Annotated in this window: 15 protein-coding genes; 11 read left to right on the top strand and 4 right to left on the bottom strand. The window is 73.9% G+C overall.

Annotation, left to right across the window (positions count from 1 at the left end; genetic code table 11):
* The first annotated feature begins 124 nt into the window (after positions 1-124).
* Positions 125-2,485, top strand: a complete 2,361-nt coding sequence (locus tag IOD16_RS25445; protein WP_201436434.1) for a LuxR C-terminal-related transcriptional regulator — start codon at positions 125-127, stop codon at positions 2,483-2,485.
* A gap of 16 nt (positions 2,486-2,501) precedes the next feature.
* On the opposite strand, the gene IOD16_RS25440 is transcribed toward IOD16_RS25445, so the two are convergent.
* A complete protein-coding gene (locus tag IOD16_RS25440) occupies positions 2,502-3,140 on the bottom strand; it encodes an SDR family NAD(P)-dependent oxidoreductase (RefSeq protein ID WP_201436433.1) in 639 nt (212 codons plus the stop codon).
* A 165-nt stretch (positions 3,141-3,305) separates the two neighbouring features.
* Here IOD16_RS25440 and rpe point away from each other — a divergent pair, with 165 nt between their 5' ends.
* The 7 genes from rpe to IOD16_RS25405 all read left to right on the top strand — a co-directional run bounded on the left by rpe (position 3,306) and on the right by IOD16_RS25405 (position 9,371).
* On the top strand, positions 3,306-3,956 hold the full coding sequence (rpe, locus tag IOD16_RS25435; protein ID WP_123748501.1) for a ribulose-phosphate 3-epimerase: 651 nt from the start codon (positions 3,306-3,308) through the stop codon (positions 3,954-3,956).
* A gap of 14 nt (positions 3,957-3,970) precedes the next feature.
* Positions 3,971-4,966 carry a bifunctional diaminohydroxyphosphoribosylaminopyrimidine deaminase/5-amino-6-(5-phosphoribosylamino)uracil reductase RibD gene (gene ribD, locus IOD16_RS25430; protein ID WP_201441567.1) on the top strand — a complete coding sequence of 332 codons (996 nt, stop codon included), beginning with the start codon at positions 3,971-3,973 and terminating at the stop codon, positions 4,964-4,966.
* Between the two features lie 9 nt (positions 4,967-4,975).
* A complete protein-coding gene (locus IOD16_RS25425) occupies positions 4,976-5,587 on the top strand; it encodes a riboflavin synthase (RefSeq protein WP_123746581.1) in 612 nt (203 codons plus the stop codon).
* On the top strand, positions 5,584-6,858 hold the full coding sequence (locus tag IOD16_RS25420; RefSeq protein ID WP_123746582.1) for a bifunctional 3,4-dihydroxy-2-butanone-4-phosphate synthase/GTP cyclohydrolase II: 1,275 nt from the start codon (positions 5,584-5,586) through the stop codon (positions 6,856-6,858). The genes IOD16_RS25425 and IOD16_RS25420 overlap by 4 nt, the downstream gene beginning before the upstream one ends.
* Complete coding sequence (gene ribH, locus IOD16_RS25415) at positions 6,855-7,334, top strand: 6,7-dimethyl-8-ribityllumazine synthase (RefSeq protein ID WP_123746583.1); 480 nt, start codon at positions 6,855-6,857, stop codon at positions 7,332-7,334. The genes IOD16_RS25420 and ribH overlap by 4 nt, the downstream gene beginning before the upstream one ends.
* Positions 7,335-7,342: 8 nt before the next feature.
* Positions 7,343-7,780, top strand: a complete 438-nt coding sequence (locus IOD16_RS25410) for a PH domain-containing protein (RefSeq protein ID WP_123746584.1) — start codon at positions 7,343-7,345, stop codon at positions 7,778-7,780.
* Positions 7,781-8,033: 253 nt separating this feature from the next.
* On the top strand, positions 8,034-9,371 hold the full coding sequence (locus IOD16_RS25405; protein ID WP_201436432.1) for a M28 family peptidase: 1,338 nt from the start codon (positions 8,034-8,036) through the stop codon (positions 9,369-9,371).
* A 56-nt stretch (positions 9,372-9,427) separates the two neighbouring features.
* Here IOD16_RS25405 and IOD16_RS25400 read toward each other — a convergent pair whose 3' ends face one another.
* Genes IOD16_RS25400 through IOD16_RS25390 form a run of 3 tightly spaced genes read right to left on the bottom strand, consistent with a single transcriptional unit; the run spans position 9,428 to position 12,470 of the window.
* On the bottom strand, positions 9,428-10,384 hold the full coding sequence (locus IOD16_RS25400; protein ID WP_201436431.1) for a helix-turn-helix transcriptional regulator: 957 nt from the start codon (positions 10,382-10,384) through the stop codon (positions 9,428-9,430).
* A gap of 44 nt (positions 10,385-10,428) precedes the next feature.
* Positions 10,429-10,911: a hypothetical protein gene (locus IOD16_RS25395; RefSeq protein ID WP_201436430.1), complete on the bottom strand. Its 483-nt coding sequence runs from the start codon at positions 10,909-10,911 to the stop codon at positions 10,429-10,431.
* Positions 10,912-10,913: 2 nt separating this feature from the next.
* A complete protein-coding gene (locus IOD16_RS25390; RefSeq protein ID WP_201436429.1) occupies positions 10,914-12,470 on the bottom strand; it encodes a helix-turn-helix domain-containing protein in 1,557 nt (518 codons plus the stop codon).
* A gap of 275 nt (positions 12,471-12,745) precedes the next feature.
* On the opposite strand from IOD16_RS25390, the gene IOD16_RS25385 reads away from it, so the two are divergent.
* The 3 genes from IOD16_RS25385 to IOD16_RS25375 all read left to right on the top strand — a co-directional run bounded on the left by IOD16_RS25385 (position 12,746) and on the right by IOD16_RS25375 (position 14,228).
* A complete protein-coding gene (locus IOD16_RS25385; RefSeq protein WP_123746588.1) occupies positions 12,746-13,237 on the top strand; it encodes a hypothetical protein in 492 nt (163 codons plus the stop codon).
* A 14-nt stretch (positions 13,238-13,251) separates the two neighbouring features.
* Positions 13,252-13,662, top strand: coding sequence for a Rieske (2Fe-2S) protein (locus tag IOD16_RS25380; RefSeq protein ID WP_201436428.1), 411 nt, complete (start codon positions 13,252-13,254; stop codon positions 13,660-13,662).
* A 101-nt stretch (positions 13,663-13,763) separates the two neighbouring features.
* Positions 13,764-14,228, top strand: a complete 465-nt coding sequence (locus IOD16_RS25375; protein WP_201436427.1) for a Rieske (2Fe-2S) protein — start codon at positions 13,764-13,766, stop codon at positions 14,226-14,228.
* The last annotated feature ends 48 nt before the right edge of the window (positions 14,229-14,276 follow it).

The following is a 14,276-nucleotide window of genomic DNA, read 5'->3' as shown; positions in this document are numbered from 1 at the left end:
CTCCGGAAAGACATCCCTGTTGCGCGAGGCGGTCGCCGCCGCCCGCGATCGGGGTTACGCCGTCGTGCCCGTTTCGGGTGGCGGTTTGGCGGAGTCGGCCGACGTGGCCGCGGCACTCGAACGAGTGGAAAACGATCGGGTGCCGTTGCTGATCGTGGTGGATCAGGCGCACGAAGACCCGGCGGCGTTGCTGGGGTTGGCGGCCGGCCTGGGGGTCGGGGCTGGGAAGCCGGTCGTCTCGGTGCTGGTCGCGTTGTGCGGCGACGCCGTCGAGATGCGGGAGGCCCTGGGCCGCTACGGGGAGGTGCTCCCGCTCGGGCCGCTCGACGACGACGCGGTCGAGCGGATGGTCACCGACCTGGTGGACGCGGCGCCGCACCCGGAGCTGGCCTCGTTGACGGCGGGCGCGGGCGGCAACCCGCGACTGGTCGCCGAGCTGGTGGCGGGGCTGAAGGAAGAAGGCCGGCTCGACGTGCGCGACGGCGTGGCCCGGCCGCTCGGCGGGTGGCTGCCGCGCCGGGTCGGGGCGGTGGTGCGCGGCCAGGTCGACGCGATGTCGGCCAAGGCCACCCAGGTGCTGCGGGTCGCGGCCGTGATCGGCCGGTCGTTCCTGCTGCGGGACGTGGCCGCGCTGATGGACGAGACCACCGGCGCGCTGCTGCTCGTGGTGGACGAGGTGCTGGCCTCCGGGCTGGTGGTGTGCGTCGACGAGCGGCTGGAGTTCGGGTCGGACCTGGTGTGGCGGGCGGTGGTCGACTCGATGCCGGGGTCGGTGCGGCACGCCCTGCGGCACGACGCGGAGGTGCTGCGCACGAGGCAGGCCGAGGCGGGCCGGCCCGCCGAGCCCGCCCACAGCCCGGAAGCGGAGGAGGAGCACGGCGCGGTCGCGGTGAGCGCGGTGCGGTCCTTGGCCGCCAACGGCAAGCTCGGCTCCGCCATCGCGCTGGCGCGGCAGAGCCTGGTGGGTGGCGTGCCGGCCGGGGCGGCGGCGGAGCTGAACGTGGTGCTCGCGGGGATCCTGCTGGCGGACGGCCGGCCCGCCGACGCGGTGTCCGCGATGGAGCAGGTGCTGGGCGCGCCGGGCGCGCCCGCGCCGTTGCGCCGGCTGGCGGGGGCCGGGCGGTTGTTGTCGCTGTACTTCGCCACGGGGAGCCGGGCGGGCGCGCACGCGTTGTCGGTGCTGACGACGCGTGACCGCGAACCGGCCGACGCGGACGTGGTGATGGCGGCGACGGTCCACTCGTGCCTGGAGTGGAACGCCGGGAAGATCGCCGAGGGCATGTACTGGGGTCGCGAGTCGACCCGCTGGGAGCTCGACGGGCCGACCGCGTGGTGGCAGTCGCAGTCGGCGGTGTCGTTCGCGTTGAAGCTGTCCGCGTTGGGCCGGTTCGAGCAGGCGGAGAGGTTGGTCCGCGACGGCGCCGCGGGTGGCGGGGCGGCGTGCGACGACGAGGCGGTGAAAGCCGGCGCGCCCACCGCCCGGACCATCGCGCGGGCCAGGGTGCTGGTGCAGGCGGGGGAGCTGGACCACGCGCTGGCGACGGCGCGCCGCGGGCTGTCGACCGCCCGGGACCGCGGGCTGCGGATCCTGGTGCCGCTCGCCTCGACCGTGCTGGCGACGGTGGCGCTGCACCGGGGTGACGTGGTGACGGCGGCCGAGCACGTGCGCCGGTACCGGGCCGACCTCGCGGCGGGCGAGGCGGTGTTGCACTCGGGGCAGTACGACTGGGTGGAGTTGCTGCTGGCCCACGCCCGGGGCGGGCCCGAGCGGGCCGCCGAGCTGGCGCGCGAGCGGATGGACGACCCCGCCGCGGCCCGCCGGATGTTGATCGAGGAGCCGGGAGCCGCGTCGTGGATGGCGCGGCAGGCCTTGGCCGCGGGCGACAGCGGGTTGGCCGGCGAGGTCGTGGACGCGGCCGAGCGGCTGGCGGCCGAGAACCCGGGGTTCCCGGCGGTGTCGGTGGCGGCCGGGCACGCGCGGGCGTTGGTGGACCGGGACGCGGAGCGGTTGCTGGAGGTCGCGGAACGGCACCGGCACCCGTGGGCGCGGGCCAACGCCAACGAGGACCTGGCGGTCGTGCTGGCCGAGGCCGGTGAGGTGGCGCGGGCTTCGGCGCACACGACGGCGGCGTCGCGGATCTTCGAGCGGATGGGGGCGGACGGGGAGTTGGCGCGGTTACGCGGTGGCGGCGGTGTGTCGGGGCCGGGTTCGGGGTCGGGTGAGGGTCGGGGTTCGGGTCGGGGTGGGGTGCGGGTCGGGGGCGGGGCGGAGGAGTGGCGGTTGTTGTCGGGCGCGGAGCGGGACATCGCCCGGCTGGTCGGCGCCGGGTTGACCAACCGGCAGGTGGCGAAGCAGCTGTTCCTGTCGCCGCACACGGTGAACTACCACCTGCGGGGGATCTTCCGGAAGCTCGGGATCGGTTCGAGGGTGGAGTTGGCGAGGTTGGCGCACGAGCAGGGCAGTGCGAAGGATTCGAAGGTGTGAGGTGGTGTGTGGTCGGTCAAGCGCCGACGGCGTTGGAGATCGGGGTCGGGTCGGTGAGGAGGAACCTGACTTCGTCGGTGACGCGGCGGACGTCGGTCGGGGCCACCACGGTGCAGTGGACGCCGTGGGCGGCCACTTCGACGGCCAGGCACTCCGTGAAGGCGATGGCCGCGGCGCGCGAGGCGGCGTAGGCGGCGAAGCCCGACCTCGGCACGGCGATCACGTGGGCGGGCACCATGACGATCGTGCCCCTGCCCCGGTCGACCATCCTGGTGGCGACGGCGCGGGAGATGTTGAACACGCCGTCCACGTTGACCGCGAAGCAGTGCGACCAGTCGTCGTCGGTGATCGAGAGGACCGGGCCGGGGCGCAGGGCGCCCGCCGTGGCGACGAGGGCGTCGATGGCGCCGAACTCGCGTTCGACCTGGTCGACGAGGGCGTCCACGGCCGCGCTGGACGTGACGTCGATCTGCCTGCCGGCGATCCGCAGGCCCTGTGCGTGGAGGTGTTCGACGAGGTCGGCGAGTCTCGCGCCGTCGCTGTCGACGGCCGCGACCAGCGCGCCCTGCCTGGCCAGCGACTCGACCACCTCGGCGCCGAGCGGCGAACAGGCCCCGGTGATCAGTGCGATCTTGTGGCGGAATTCGGCATTCATCCCCAGTGCTCCCCAGTTGCTGCCCCCGGTGTGCACGTTATGGCAGGCACACCGGCTAGGGAACTACCTGCGTGAGTAGTCGGAAAGCGGGGGGTGAAATGTGGCTCCCGGCCAGGTCCGGGCAATCGCGGAAGCCTAGACTCGGCAGCCGTGGTCCACCAGCCGATGATCGCCCCGAGCATCCTGTCCGCCGATTTCGCCCGACTCGCCGACGAGGCCGCCGCCGTGCCCTCGGCGGACTGGCTGCACGTGGACGTCATGGACGCGCACTTCGTGCCCAACCTGACCATCGGGCTGCCGGTGGTGAAGTCGCTGCGCAAGGCGACCGACCTGCCGCTGGACTGCCACCTCATGATCGACGACCCGGATCGCTGGGCCATCGGGTACGCGGAGGCGGGCGCCTACAACGTGACGGTGCACGTGGAGGCGGCGGCGGACCCCGTCGGGTTGGCGAAGAACCTGCGCGCGGCCGGTGCGAAGGCCGGGTTGTCGTTGAAACCGGGCACGGCGATCGAGCCGTACGCGGACGTGCTGAAGCACTACGACACGTTGCTGGTCATGTCGGTGGAGCCGGGGTTCGGCGGGCAGTCGTTCATGGCCGAGGTGCTGGACAAGGTGCGGGTCGCCCGGCGGTTGGTGGACACCGGGCACCTCCGGTTGGTGGTCGAGATCGACGGCGGCATCAACGCGGACACGATCGAGCAGGCGGCGGAGGCCGGGGTGGACTGCTTCGTGGCCGGTTCCGCGGTGTACGACGCGGCCGACCCCGGCGCGGCGCTGGAGCGGTTGCGCGAGCAGGCGGCGCGCGCGAGGTGACCGTCGACGAGGCGATGGCGCTGGCCGTCGCGGCGAGTGAGCGGGTGCGGGGGACGACCAGCCCCAACCCGCCGGTGGGCTGCGTGATCCTGGACGCGGGCGGTGCGGTGGTCGGCGTCGGCGCGACCCGGCCGCCCGGTGGCGCGCACGCCGAGGTGGTGGCGCTGGCGGAGGCGGGCGAGGCGGCCCGGGGCGGCACGGCCGTGGTGACGTTGGAGCCCTGCGCCCACCACGGGCGGACGCCGCCGTGCACCGGGGCGCTGCTCGCGGCCGGGGTGGCGCGGGTGGTGTTCGCGGTCGCGGACCCGAACCCGAAGGCCGCGGGCGGGGCCGCCGTGCTGCGGGAGGCGGGCGTCCTGGTCGAGGAAGGGCTGTCGGGCGAGGTCGTGCGGCGGGGACCGCTGCGGGCCTGGTTGCACTACGCGCGGACCGGGCGGCCCCACGTGACGTGGAAGTACGCGGCCAGCCTCGACGGACGGGTGGCGGCGGGCGACGGCACGAGCCGGTGGATCAGCTCGGCGGAGTCGCGGGCCGAGGTGCACGAGTTCCGCGCGGCGGTGGACGCGATCGTGGTCGGCGCCGGCACCGTCCGCACGGATGACCCGCGATTGACCGCGCGGAGGTCCCGTCCGGGGCAGGATGGGGTGAGGCAGCCGCTGCGGGTCGTCGTCGGGACGGGCGACCTGCCGCCGGGGGCACGCGTGCTGGACGACGAGGCGGAGACGATGCACCTGCGGACGCACGACCCGGACGTCGTGCTCGGCGCGCTGGTCGCGCGGGGCGTGGTCGACGTGCTGCTGGAGGGCGGGCCTACCCTGGCGGGTGCGTTCGTGGCGGCCGGCCGCGTCGACCGGGTGCTCGCCTACCTCGCCCCGAAGTTCCTGGGCGACGGTCCGCAGGCGCTGCGGGACGCGGGGGTGTCGACCGTCACCGACGCTGTGGGTTTGGTCGTGGAGCAGGTCAGTATGTGCGGGCCGGACGTGCGGGTCTCCGCAGTCCCCGCGCGTTGAGGAGGAACGGTGTTCACCGGGATCGTCGAGGAGTTGGGTGAGGTCGTCGCCGTCACCGACCTGCCGGACGCGGCGCGCGTCACCATCGCGGGCCCGTTGGTGACCAGCGACGCGAAGCACGGCGATTCGATAGCGGTCAACGGCGTGTGCCTCACCGTGGTGGACGTCGCCGAGGGCGCGTTCACGGCGGACGTGATGCGCGAGACGCTGACCCGCAGCAGCCTGGCCAAGGTCGCCGAGGGCGACCAGGTCAACCTGGAGCGCGCCGCCGCCGTCGGCCAGCGCCTGGGCGGCCACATCGTGCAGGGCCACGTCGACGGCACCGGGGTGGTGCTGGCCAGGGAGAAGGCCGAGCACTGGGAGGTCGTCCACATCGGACTGCCGCCGGCCCTGGCCCGGTACGTGGTGGAGAAGGGCTCGATCACCGTGGACGGCGTGTCGCTGACCGTGGTGGAGGTGTCGGAGAACCAGTTCTCGGTGAGCCTGATCCCGACCACGCTGGAGCTCACCACCCTCGGCCGGCGTGCGCCGGGCGACCACGTCAACCTGGAGGTGGACGTGCTCGCGAAGTACGTCGAGCGGCTCGCGCTGCCCCACCTGCGCGCCGAGGAGGCCCGGTGAACGACTTCGCCGACATCGAGCGGGCCATCGCGGACATCGCCGCGGGCAGACCCGTCGTCGTGGTGGACGACGAGGACCGGGAGAACGAGGGCGACCTCATCTTCGCCGCGGAGAAGGCGACGCCGGAGCTGCTGGCCTTCATGGTCCGCTACACGTCCGGGTACGTGTGCGTGTCGCTGACCGAGGGCGACTGCGACCGGCTGGACCTGCCGCCGATGTACCACACGAACCAGGACCAGCGCGGCACCGCGTACACCGTGACCGTGGACGCCCGGGAAGGCGTCTCCACCGGCATCTCGGCGGCGGACCGGGCGCGGACGATCCGGCTGCTGGCCGACCCGGACGCGGGCCCGAAGGACTTCAACCGGCCCGGTCACGTGGTGCCGCTGCGCGCGCGCGACGGTGGCGTGCTGCGCCGCCCCGGGCACACCGAGGCCGCCGTCGACCTGGCCCGGATGGCAGGGCTGGCGCCGGTGGGCGTGCTCTGCGAGATCGTGTCGCAGAAGGACGAGGGCGACATGGCCCGCCGCGACGAGCTGGAGGTGTTCGCCTCCGACCACGACATGGCGCTGATCACCATCGCGGACCTGATCGCCTACCGGCGGCGGGTGGAGACGCAGGTGGAGCGGGTCGCCGAGGCGCGCATCCCGACCGCGCACGGCACGTTCACCGCGGTCGGCTACGACAGCAAGCTCGACGGCATCGAGCACATCGCGATGGTCTACGGCGACCTCGGCGACGGCGAGGACGTGCTGGTCCGGGTGCACTCGGAGTGCCTGACGGGCGACGTGTTCGGCTCGCTGCGCTGCGACTGCGGCCCGCAGCTGGACGCGGCGCTGGAGGCGGTGGCCGCGCAGGGGCGCGGCGTCGTGCTCTACATGCGCGGGCACGAGGGCCGCGGCATCGGCCTGATGCACAAGCTGCAGGCCTACCAGCTGCAGGACGGGGGCGCGGACACGGTGGACGCGAACCTGGGCCTGGGGCTGCCCGCCGACGCGCGCGACTACGGCACCGGCGCGCAGATCCTCAGCTCGCTGGGCATCAGGTCGATGCGGCTGCTGACCAACAACCCGGCCAAGCGGGTCGGGTTGGAGGGCTACGGGCTGACCGTGCTCGACCGGGTGCCGCTGCCGATCTCGCCCAACCCGGAGAACCTGCGGTACCTGCGCACCAAGCGCGACCGGATGGGTCACGAGCTGCACCAGCTCGAGCAGTACGAGGCGCTGTCGCAGGGCGGCGCGGTGGTGTCCACCACGGAGGGAGCGGAATGAGCGGCGAAGGGCGACCCGAGGACGTCGTCCCCGACGCGGCGGGGCTGACGCTGGGCGTCGTGGCCACCCGCTGGCACACGAAGATCACCGACAACCTGGTCGAGCGGGCGTTGGCCGCGGCGGCGCGGGCCGGTGTCGCGTCGCCGACGGTGGTGCGGGTGGCGGGCGCGGTGGAGCTGCCGGTGGTGGCGCAGGAACTGGCCCGCACGCACGACGCGGTGGTGGCGTTGGGCGTGGTGATCCGGGGTGGCACGCCGCACTTCGAGTACGTGTGCGACGCCCTGACCGCCGGCCTGACCCGGGTGGCGCTGGACGAGTCCACCCCGGTCGGCAACGGTGTGCTGACCACCGACGACGAGGACCAGGCGCTGGCCCGCGCCGGGTTCCCGGACTCGGCGGAGGACAAGGGCTTCGAGGCGTGCGTGGCGGCGCTGGGCACGGCGCTCGTGCTGCGCGGGCTGCGAGCGGGCTCGTGAGGACCGCCGTGACCGCCGACGTGATCGAGTTCCGCCCGAAGAGGATCCGCGTGGTCGCGTGGGTCAGCGCGGTGTTCCTGGTCGCGGTGTTCACCGTGGTCGGGTTGCTGCTGGGCGACACGCCGACCGGCGTGATCTTCCGGACGTCCGACCAGGTGGCGATGGTCTTCCTGGGCGTGCTGCTGGCGTGCGGCATGTTGCTGCTGGCCAGGCCGCGGGTGCGGGCCGACGCCGAGGGCGTCGAGGTGCGCAACGTGGTGACGGTGCACCGCTTCGCCTGGCCGGAGGTGCTGCACGTGTCGTTCCCGGACGGCGCGTCGTGGGCGCGGCTGGAGCTGCCGGACGACGAGTACGTGTCGATCATGGCCGTCCAGGCGGTGGACCGGGACCACGCCGTCGCCGCCGTCCGCGCCCTGCGCGACCTGCACAAAGCCGCCACCACCTGACCCCGGTCCCGCGCGTGTCCTACGTTCAGGACGCGTGTGTCGTACGTTCAGGACGCGTGTGTCCTACGTTCAGGACGCGTGTGTCCTACGTTCAGGACCCCTGAGTTGAGCGTTCGCGTACCCGGTCGGGGGTGGCGGCGTAAGCGCTGATCGTCGTGGTGCCGTTGGCCGACGGGTGTCCTCCAACGGGACTCTTGTCGGGGTTCGGGCCCCTGCCTAGGTTCGGGTGATCTACGAGCTTGGGGGTCCGCACATGCGCAGACGTTCACTCCTGACCGGTGCCGCGGCCGTGGCGGGCGCGGTGACGCTCGGCTTGAACCCGGCGGCACGGGCGCAGCGGCCCGGCGCGTCCGACGCGCCCGACCTGTCCCTCGGCGACTACCCGGTGGTGGGTCGGGTGCGGGCGCGCAAGGCGATGGAGCACCTGCGCGTGCTCAGCGAGCGGATCGGGCAGCGCATCGGCGGCACGGAGTCCGAGCACCGGGCCCGCGACTACGTCGCCTCCGTGCTGCGCGACCTGCGCTACCAGGTGACGTCGCAGCCGTTCGCGGTGCCGGACAAGTACCTGTCCACGCTGATTGTCGGGCAGGACACGTGGCAGGCGGGCGCGTCGCGCTTCGGCGCGCTGGGCGTGACCGCGAGCGGCCCGGTGGTGGACCTGGACAACGGCTCGTCCCTGCCCGCCGACCTGACCGGGAAGGTCGCGCTGCTGGTCAACGTGCCGACCGGTTCCACGGCGGTGCTGGACGCGGCACGGCTGGGCGCGGCGGCCGTGCTGGTCGGCCGGGTGTCGACGCCGCCCGCGGGCAAGACCGGCGCGTTCTCCCCGGCGTTGACCGCGAACGTCGCCGTGCCGGTGCTGGGCGTCGCGCAGGTGCACGTGGAGCGGCTGCGGGCGGCGGGCGCCGTCACGGTGACCGTGTCCACCACCCACCTCGCGGGCCTGACCTCCTACAACGTGCTCGCCGAACGGCCGGCGACGTTCCCCGGCCGGGACAACGGCGTGGTCATGGTGACCGCGCACTACGACAGCGTGCCCGGCTCGCCCGGCGCGAACGACGACGGCAGCGGCACGGTGCTGACCCTGGAACTGGCCCGGGTGCTGCGCCACCTGCCGACCCACCGGGCACTGCGGTTCGCGCTGTGGGGCTCGGAGGAGCAGGGCCTGCTCGGGTCCCGCCACTACGTGAACCAGCTGGCCGACGCGGACGCGGCGCGCATCGCGGGCGTCTTCCAGAACGACATGGTCGCCACCAGCCACGGGCCGGCCACCGCGTACTGGCTGCTCTCGGTGGACGGCGGCGACAACGCCACCACCGCGCAGGTCGCCGCCGCCGCGGCACGCCTGGGCTACGGCGCGCAGGCGCACGGCCCGGTGCCGCGGGGCAGCAGCGACCACGTGCCGTTCCACGAGCGGGGGATCGCGGCGGCGAACTTCAGCTGGCGCGGCGAGGGCGGCCCGCACGAGCTGGAACCGCTCTACCACACCCCCGAGGACACGATCGCGCAGAACGTGAGCCCGGACCGCCTGCAGATCTCGTTGGAGCTGATCGGCGCCGCCGCCTACCGCCTGGCCCGCACCCGGGCCTGACCGTCGGGACGGCACGGCGACGGCGGGTGCGCGCGGCCGGGTGGCCGGGTGGCCGGTCAGGTGTCGCCGGCCGCGCGCAGCAGGCGCCCGGCGGTGGCCCGGAGGTGCTGTCGCAGCTCCTCCGGGCCTTCCACCTCGAAGTCGACGCCGATCATCGCGATCCACAGGCCGACGTCCTCCAACGACGGCGCGCCGACGGTCAGCCGGGTCCGCTCGTCGTCGATCCGCTCCAGGTGCACCGAGCCGTACGAGGTGCGGGCCGCGACCACGTCGTACGGCGCGTGCATGATCAGCCGGGCCTCGTGCGGGTACGGCGCGACGGACAGCTGCCGCGCCACGTACGACGCCAGGTCCTCCGCCGGTGGCTCGCGCGGGGTGAAGCGGGCTCCGGGGGTCGGCTCCTCCTCGATCCGGTCCACCCGGAACGTGCGCCAGTCCTCCTTGTCCACGTCCCACGCCACCAGGTACCACCGCCGCCCGGTGTGGGCCAGGCCCAGCGGCTCCACGTGCCGCTTCGTGCCGCCGTCGCGCCCGGCGTAGGGGAACCGCAGCCGCTGGTGGTCGCGGCACGCGATGGCGATCGCGGTCAACGTGGCCGAGTCGACCTGCACCCCGCGCGTCGGCAACGCGATGGTGTGCGCCTGGAGCGCGTTCACCCGCCGCCGCAGCCGGGACGGCAGCACCTGCTCCAGCTTGGCCAGCGCCCGCACGGAGGTCTCCTCGATGCCCGCCACGCTGCCGTTGGCCGCCGTGCGCAACCCCACGGCGACCGCCACGGCCTCGTCGTCGTCCAGCAGCAGCGGCGGCAGCTCGGCGCCCGCGCCGAGCTGGTAGCCGCCCGACACGCCCGGCGCGGCGTTGACCGGGTAGCCGAGGGTGCGCAGCTTGTCGACGTCGCGCCGCACGGTCCGGACGTCGACGCCGAGCCGGTGCGCGAGGTCCGCCCCGGTCCAGTCGCGGCGCACCTGCAACAGCGACAGCAGCTTGAGCAGACGGGCCGAGGTCTCCAGCATGAGCCGCAGTCTGCCGGCCAACGCGGACAGCTCCTGTCCGCGTCCTAGCCCCGTCGTGCTCCTTCCGGCCAGACGACCACCACCGGCACGCCCGACGCGCGTGCCGTCTCCACGACGTCGGCGGTGCCGCCGCGCCCGTCGGGCGGCTGCCCGTCCCACACCGCGATCAGCAGCTCCACCGACGCGAGCATCCGCTCGTTCGCCATCACGTACGCGTGCCGGCCCGACAGCTCGTTCGGCAGCACGCTGACCACGTGCGCCCGCGCCAGCAGCTCGTCGTAGTCGGCCCGCTTCTCCGGTTTCAGCTTGTCCCGGTAGTCCATCGCGGGCAGCACGACCTCGACCCGGCCGCCCAGCTCCAGCACCGCGCGCGCGAACAACTGGTCCGCGCCCGGCGCCAGGCAGGTCACCCCGACCAGGGATGACCCGCCCGCCGCCTCGGCCTCCAACGCCGCGCGGATGGCTTCGCGCACGGCGTCGACGCAATCGGGCGCCAGCTTGCTGTGCCCGGTGATCCCCACCCGCATCACTAGGCCGTCCGGACCCCGCGGATCGCTTCACGGGTGTCGCGCACGACCGCCAGGTCGCGGTGCCGCTCGGCCTCCTTGGCGAAGTCCTGCAGCTTGCGCACCACCCGCCCGGACGCCAGGCCCGCCGCCGTCGGCAGCACCTGCTGGATGAGGCCGCACGCCTCCTCGGGTTCGCCCGCCACCATCTTCGTGCGGGCCAACCCGATGACGTCGAACGCCCGGTTGCGCACCCTCGCCGGGTCGCGCAGGTCGAGCGCCCGCCGGATGTGCTGCTCCGCCATCGGCGCCTGCTTCGGGTCGTGCCCGGCCAGGTCGCGCATCCGGGCCCCGATGACCCCTTCCAGCTCCGCCTCGTCGAACGAGTCCAGCCACCACGGGTCCGAACCGGGCCGCCGCTGGGCGAAGCTGTCCTGCGCCTGCCCGACCGCCCGGTGGAACTCCCGCACCCGACCCATCTGCGCGTAGGCCCACGCCTCCCGGGTCAGCAGGAGCGCCTGCAACGTCGGGGTGGCGTTGCGCCGCGTGCCGTACTGGCCGAGCTGGACCAGCTCCAGACCGTCCTCGGGCCGGCCCAGGTCGAACATCTGCCTGGCCATCGCCGCCAGGCACAGGGCGGCGAACGGGTCGTTGCGCCCGGCCTTCGCCATGCGCACCCCGAGCACGTAGTACCGCTGCGCGGCGTCGTGCATGCCCGCGTCCCACGACATGCTGGCCGCCACCTTGGACAGCTCGGCCCCGATGAAGAAGGCCCGTTCCGTGGTGGGGCCCGCCGGCGCCCGCGACAGCCGCTCGGCCAGTTCCTCCAACTGCCCGAGCACCGCCTTGCGCGCCAACCCGTACCCGCCCCGACCGCCCCACCCGCGCAGCCCGTCGGCGACGCGCTGCAACGCCGCCAGCTCCTCCTCGCTGATCGCCGCGCTGGACGACCACTTGGACAGGGGCTGCAAGGGGTGCAGCCACCGCTGCAACGGTTCGACCAGTGCGGGACCCATCGCCACCGCGGCGGCTCCGGTGAGCGCCGCTCGTCTGCTGATCGCCAAGTCGTTCCTCGCCGTCTCCTCGACCGATCTGGCAATGCTCGACGCGTCCCACGCCGCGGCGAGCACATCGGGCGGGGCGCCGCGATCGGCGTCCGCCTGGCTTGGGATTCCGACGCGGTCGAACCACAGCCGGTCGGCCGGGACGCCGAGCGCCCTGGCGAAGTGGCGCAGCCGGTCGATCCGGTCGATCGGGTTCTCGCCGGTCTCGTACCGCGACAGCTGCGCCTGGGAGATCCCCAGCCAGGACGCCAGGCGGTCTTGGGTGACTCGACTGACGTGCTGGGGGTGGTGCCGGTAGGCGGCGAGGAGGGCGCCCATGTCCCGGTCGGAGAACGCGGCGGCCATCGCCTCGTGGTCCCAGAAGTCCCCGGGCACCTCGGGTGGTCCGTAGAGCTCGGTCCGCGCGTTGCGGCGACAACGCTGGCAGAGCAGGTCGGTGTTGTCGGCGGCGATCAGCGCCCCGCACGTCGGGCATGCGCGCCTGGTACTGGCTGCTCTTCGAGCTTTCCGTTCCATGGCTCGCTCCCGTCACTGAGCGTGCTCACCAGTGTATAGAGATGTGATCAGGAGTCCATGCATTTCGTGCATAAGGCGGGGTAGGCCCCGGGCGGGGGACCCGGTGACGCCGGGTGGTGGATGAGGGTGATCCGTCCGGTGCATGGATCCGACCCGACAACGGTGTGGTGAAACGTCCCGATCGGGCCGACGCTGCGTGGTGTGCCGGTGCCGGGACGACCCCCGCGGCCCGGGCACACCGCCCACTCCACCCGACCGGGGAGGGACCTCCGCCGATGAGCATCACCGCCGCCACCACCGCCGACAACGGCCCGCGATACGGACCACGCGACCGCGCGCACCAGCAGGCACTCGGCGAGGCGATCGCGGGCTACCGGCTGCTGGGCTGGAAGGTGTCCGTCACCGAGCAGGGCGTGTTCCTGCCGCTCGGACCGGCCACCACCGCCCTGGCCATGCCCGCCCGCATCGGCTCGCGCGTCCTGGCCGACCTCAAGGCCCGGATGCTCGCCGGTCCCGTGACCGTCATCCCCGGGCCCCGGGAGCACTGGATCTTCCTCGCCGAGCTGGTCGCCCTGCTGCCCACGCACCTGAAGGCGCCGGCCGAGGTCCAGTTCGTCCGCTCGCCGCAGCGCATCGCGCTGCCGCCGACGATGACCCGCTACGGGTCGCTGCGGTGGGCGAACCCGCCGTCGCACTCGCGGCACTGGTTCCCGCCGTTCACGGCGGTGCTGGCGCTGGCCCGGACGGCGGTGGCGAAGGACCGGTAGGCGAAGATGGGCGGGTGGACCGACGGACGTTGCTGTGCGGCCTGCTCGCCCTGACCGCGGGCGTGACGTCGACCGCCTGCGGCGCGGGCGAGCCGGCGCGTCGGCCCGGCGTCGGCTCGGCCCGTGCGGGCGACCGGGTGGCCGGGCTCGCGGACGTCCCGGTGGGCTCCGGCGCGCTGGTCGACGTCGGCGGCGACGGCCAGTTGCTGCTGGTCAGGCCGTCGGAGTCGGAGGTGCGGGCGTTCAACCCGGCCTGTCCGCACCAGGGCACGACGGTGAACCCGCCCGCCGGCGGCACGATCAGCTGCCCCACGCACCGCAGCGCGTTCGACCCGGCGACCGGCGCGGTGCTGTCCGGCCCGTCGCCGCGTGGGCTGGCCGAGGTGGCGGTGGCCGTGTCCGGCCTGGACGTGGTGCTTTCCTGAAGAACCGTCCCAAGTGGTGGAAGTGTTGAACCCCGCTTCACGTGGTGTCGTATTGCGTGTGTCCGGACGACTACCCACCACCACTTAGCGGAGGACCTGTTTTGAGTTCCTTGGAGAAGACAGGGCTGTCCCGTCGCTCGATGCTGTGCGGCGTGCTGGTCGCGCTGGCGGTGCCGGGCGGCCTCGCCGCGTGCGGCAGCGAACCCACCCCGGGCGGGACCGGCACGACCGGCGGGACCGCGCCGGGCGGCGGCACCACCCCGGCCGGCCCTCCGATCATCGCGGCGCTGGCCGACGTGCCCGAGGGCGGCGGCCTGATCGCCGGCAACCCGGCCAACGGCAAGCCGCTCGTGCTGGTGCGCACCGGCGAGACGGTCAAGGCCTTCGACGCCACCTGCCCGCACCAGGGCACCGCCGTGTCGCCGCCGGAGGGCGGCGTGATCACGTGCCCGAACCACGGCAGCACCTTCAACGCCTCGGACGGCGCGGTGACCAAGGGCCCGGCCACGAAGGGCCTGGCGGAGGTGCCGGTGAAGGTGGAGGCCGGCCAGGTCGTGCCCGCCTGACCTGCCGCCCGGCCGGGCCGCCCCCCGGCCGGGGAACCGGTAGCAGAC

This window comes from Saccharothrix sp. 6-C, from assembly GCF_016695385.1.
GTDB lineage: Bacteria > Actinomycetota > Actinomycetes > Mycobacteriales > Pseudonocardiaceae > Actinosynnema > Actinosynnema texasense.
Note: the sequence above shows the minus strand (reverse complement) of the source record. Positions and strands in the feature narration are given on the sequence as shown.

Excerpts from the sequence above, each read along its gene's own strand:
- ribD (WP_201441567.1), top strand. The coding sequence starts at position 3,971 with ATGGCGCTGGCCGTCGCGGCGAGTGAGCGGGTGCGGGGGACGACCAGC.
- IOD16_RS25395 (WP_201436430.1), bottom strand. The coding sequence starts at position 10,911 with ATGCGGGTGGGGATCACCGGGCACAGCAAGCTGGCGCCCGATTGCGTC.
- IOD16_RS25390 (WP_201436429.1), bottom strand. The coding sequence starts at position 12,470 with ATGGAACGGAAAGCTCGAAGAGCAGCCAGTACCAGGCGCGCATGCCCG.
- IOD16_RS25405 (WP_201436432.1), top strand. The coding sequence starts at position 8,034 with ATGCGCAGACGTTCACTCCTGACCGGTGCCGCGGCCGTGGCGGGCGCG.
- IOD16_RS25385 (WP_123746588.1), top strand. The coding sequence starts at position 12,746 with ATGAGCATCACCGCCGCCACCACCGCCGACAACGGCCCGCGATACGGA.
- ribH (WP_123746583.1), top strand. The coding sequence starts at position 6,855 with ATGAGCGGCGAAGGGCGACCCGAGGACGTCGTCCCCGACGCGGCGGGG.
- IOD16_RS25440 (WP_201436433.1), bottom strand. The coding sequence starts at position 3,140 with ATGAATGCCGAATTCCGCCACAAGATCGCACTGATCACCGGGGCCTGT.
- IOD16_RS25400 (WP_201436431.1), bottom strand. The coding sequence starts at position 10,384 with ATGCTGGAGACCTCGGCCCGTCTGCTCAAGCTGCTGTCGCTGTTGCAG.
- rpe (WP_123748501.1), top strand. The coding sequence starts at position 3,306 with ATGATCGCCCCGAGCATCCTGTCCGCCGATTTCGCCCGACTCGCCGAC.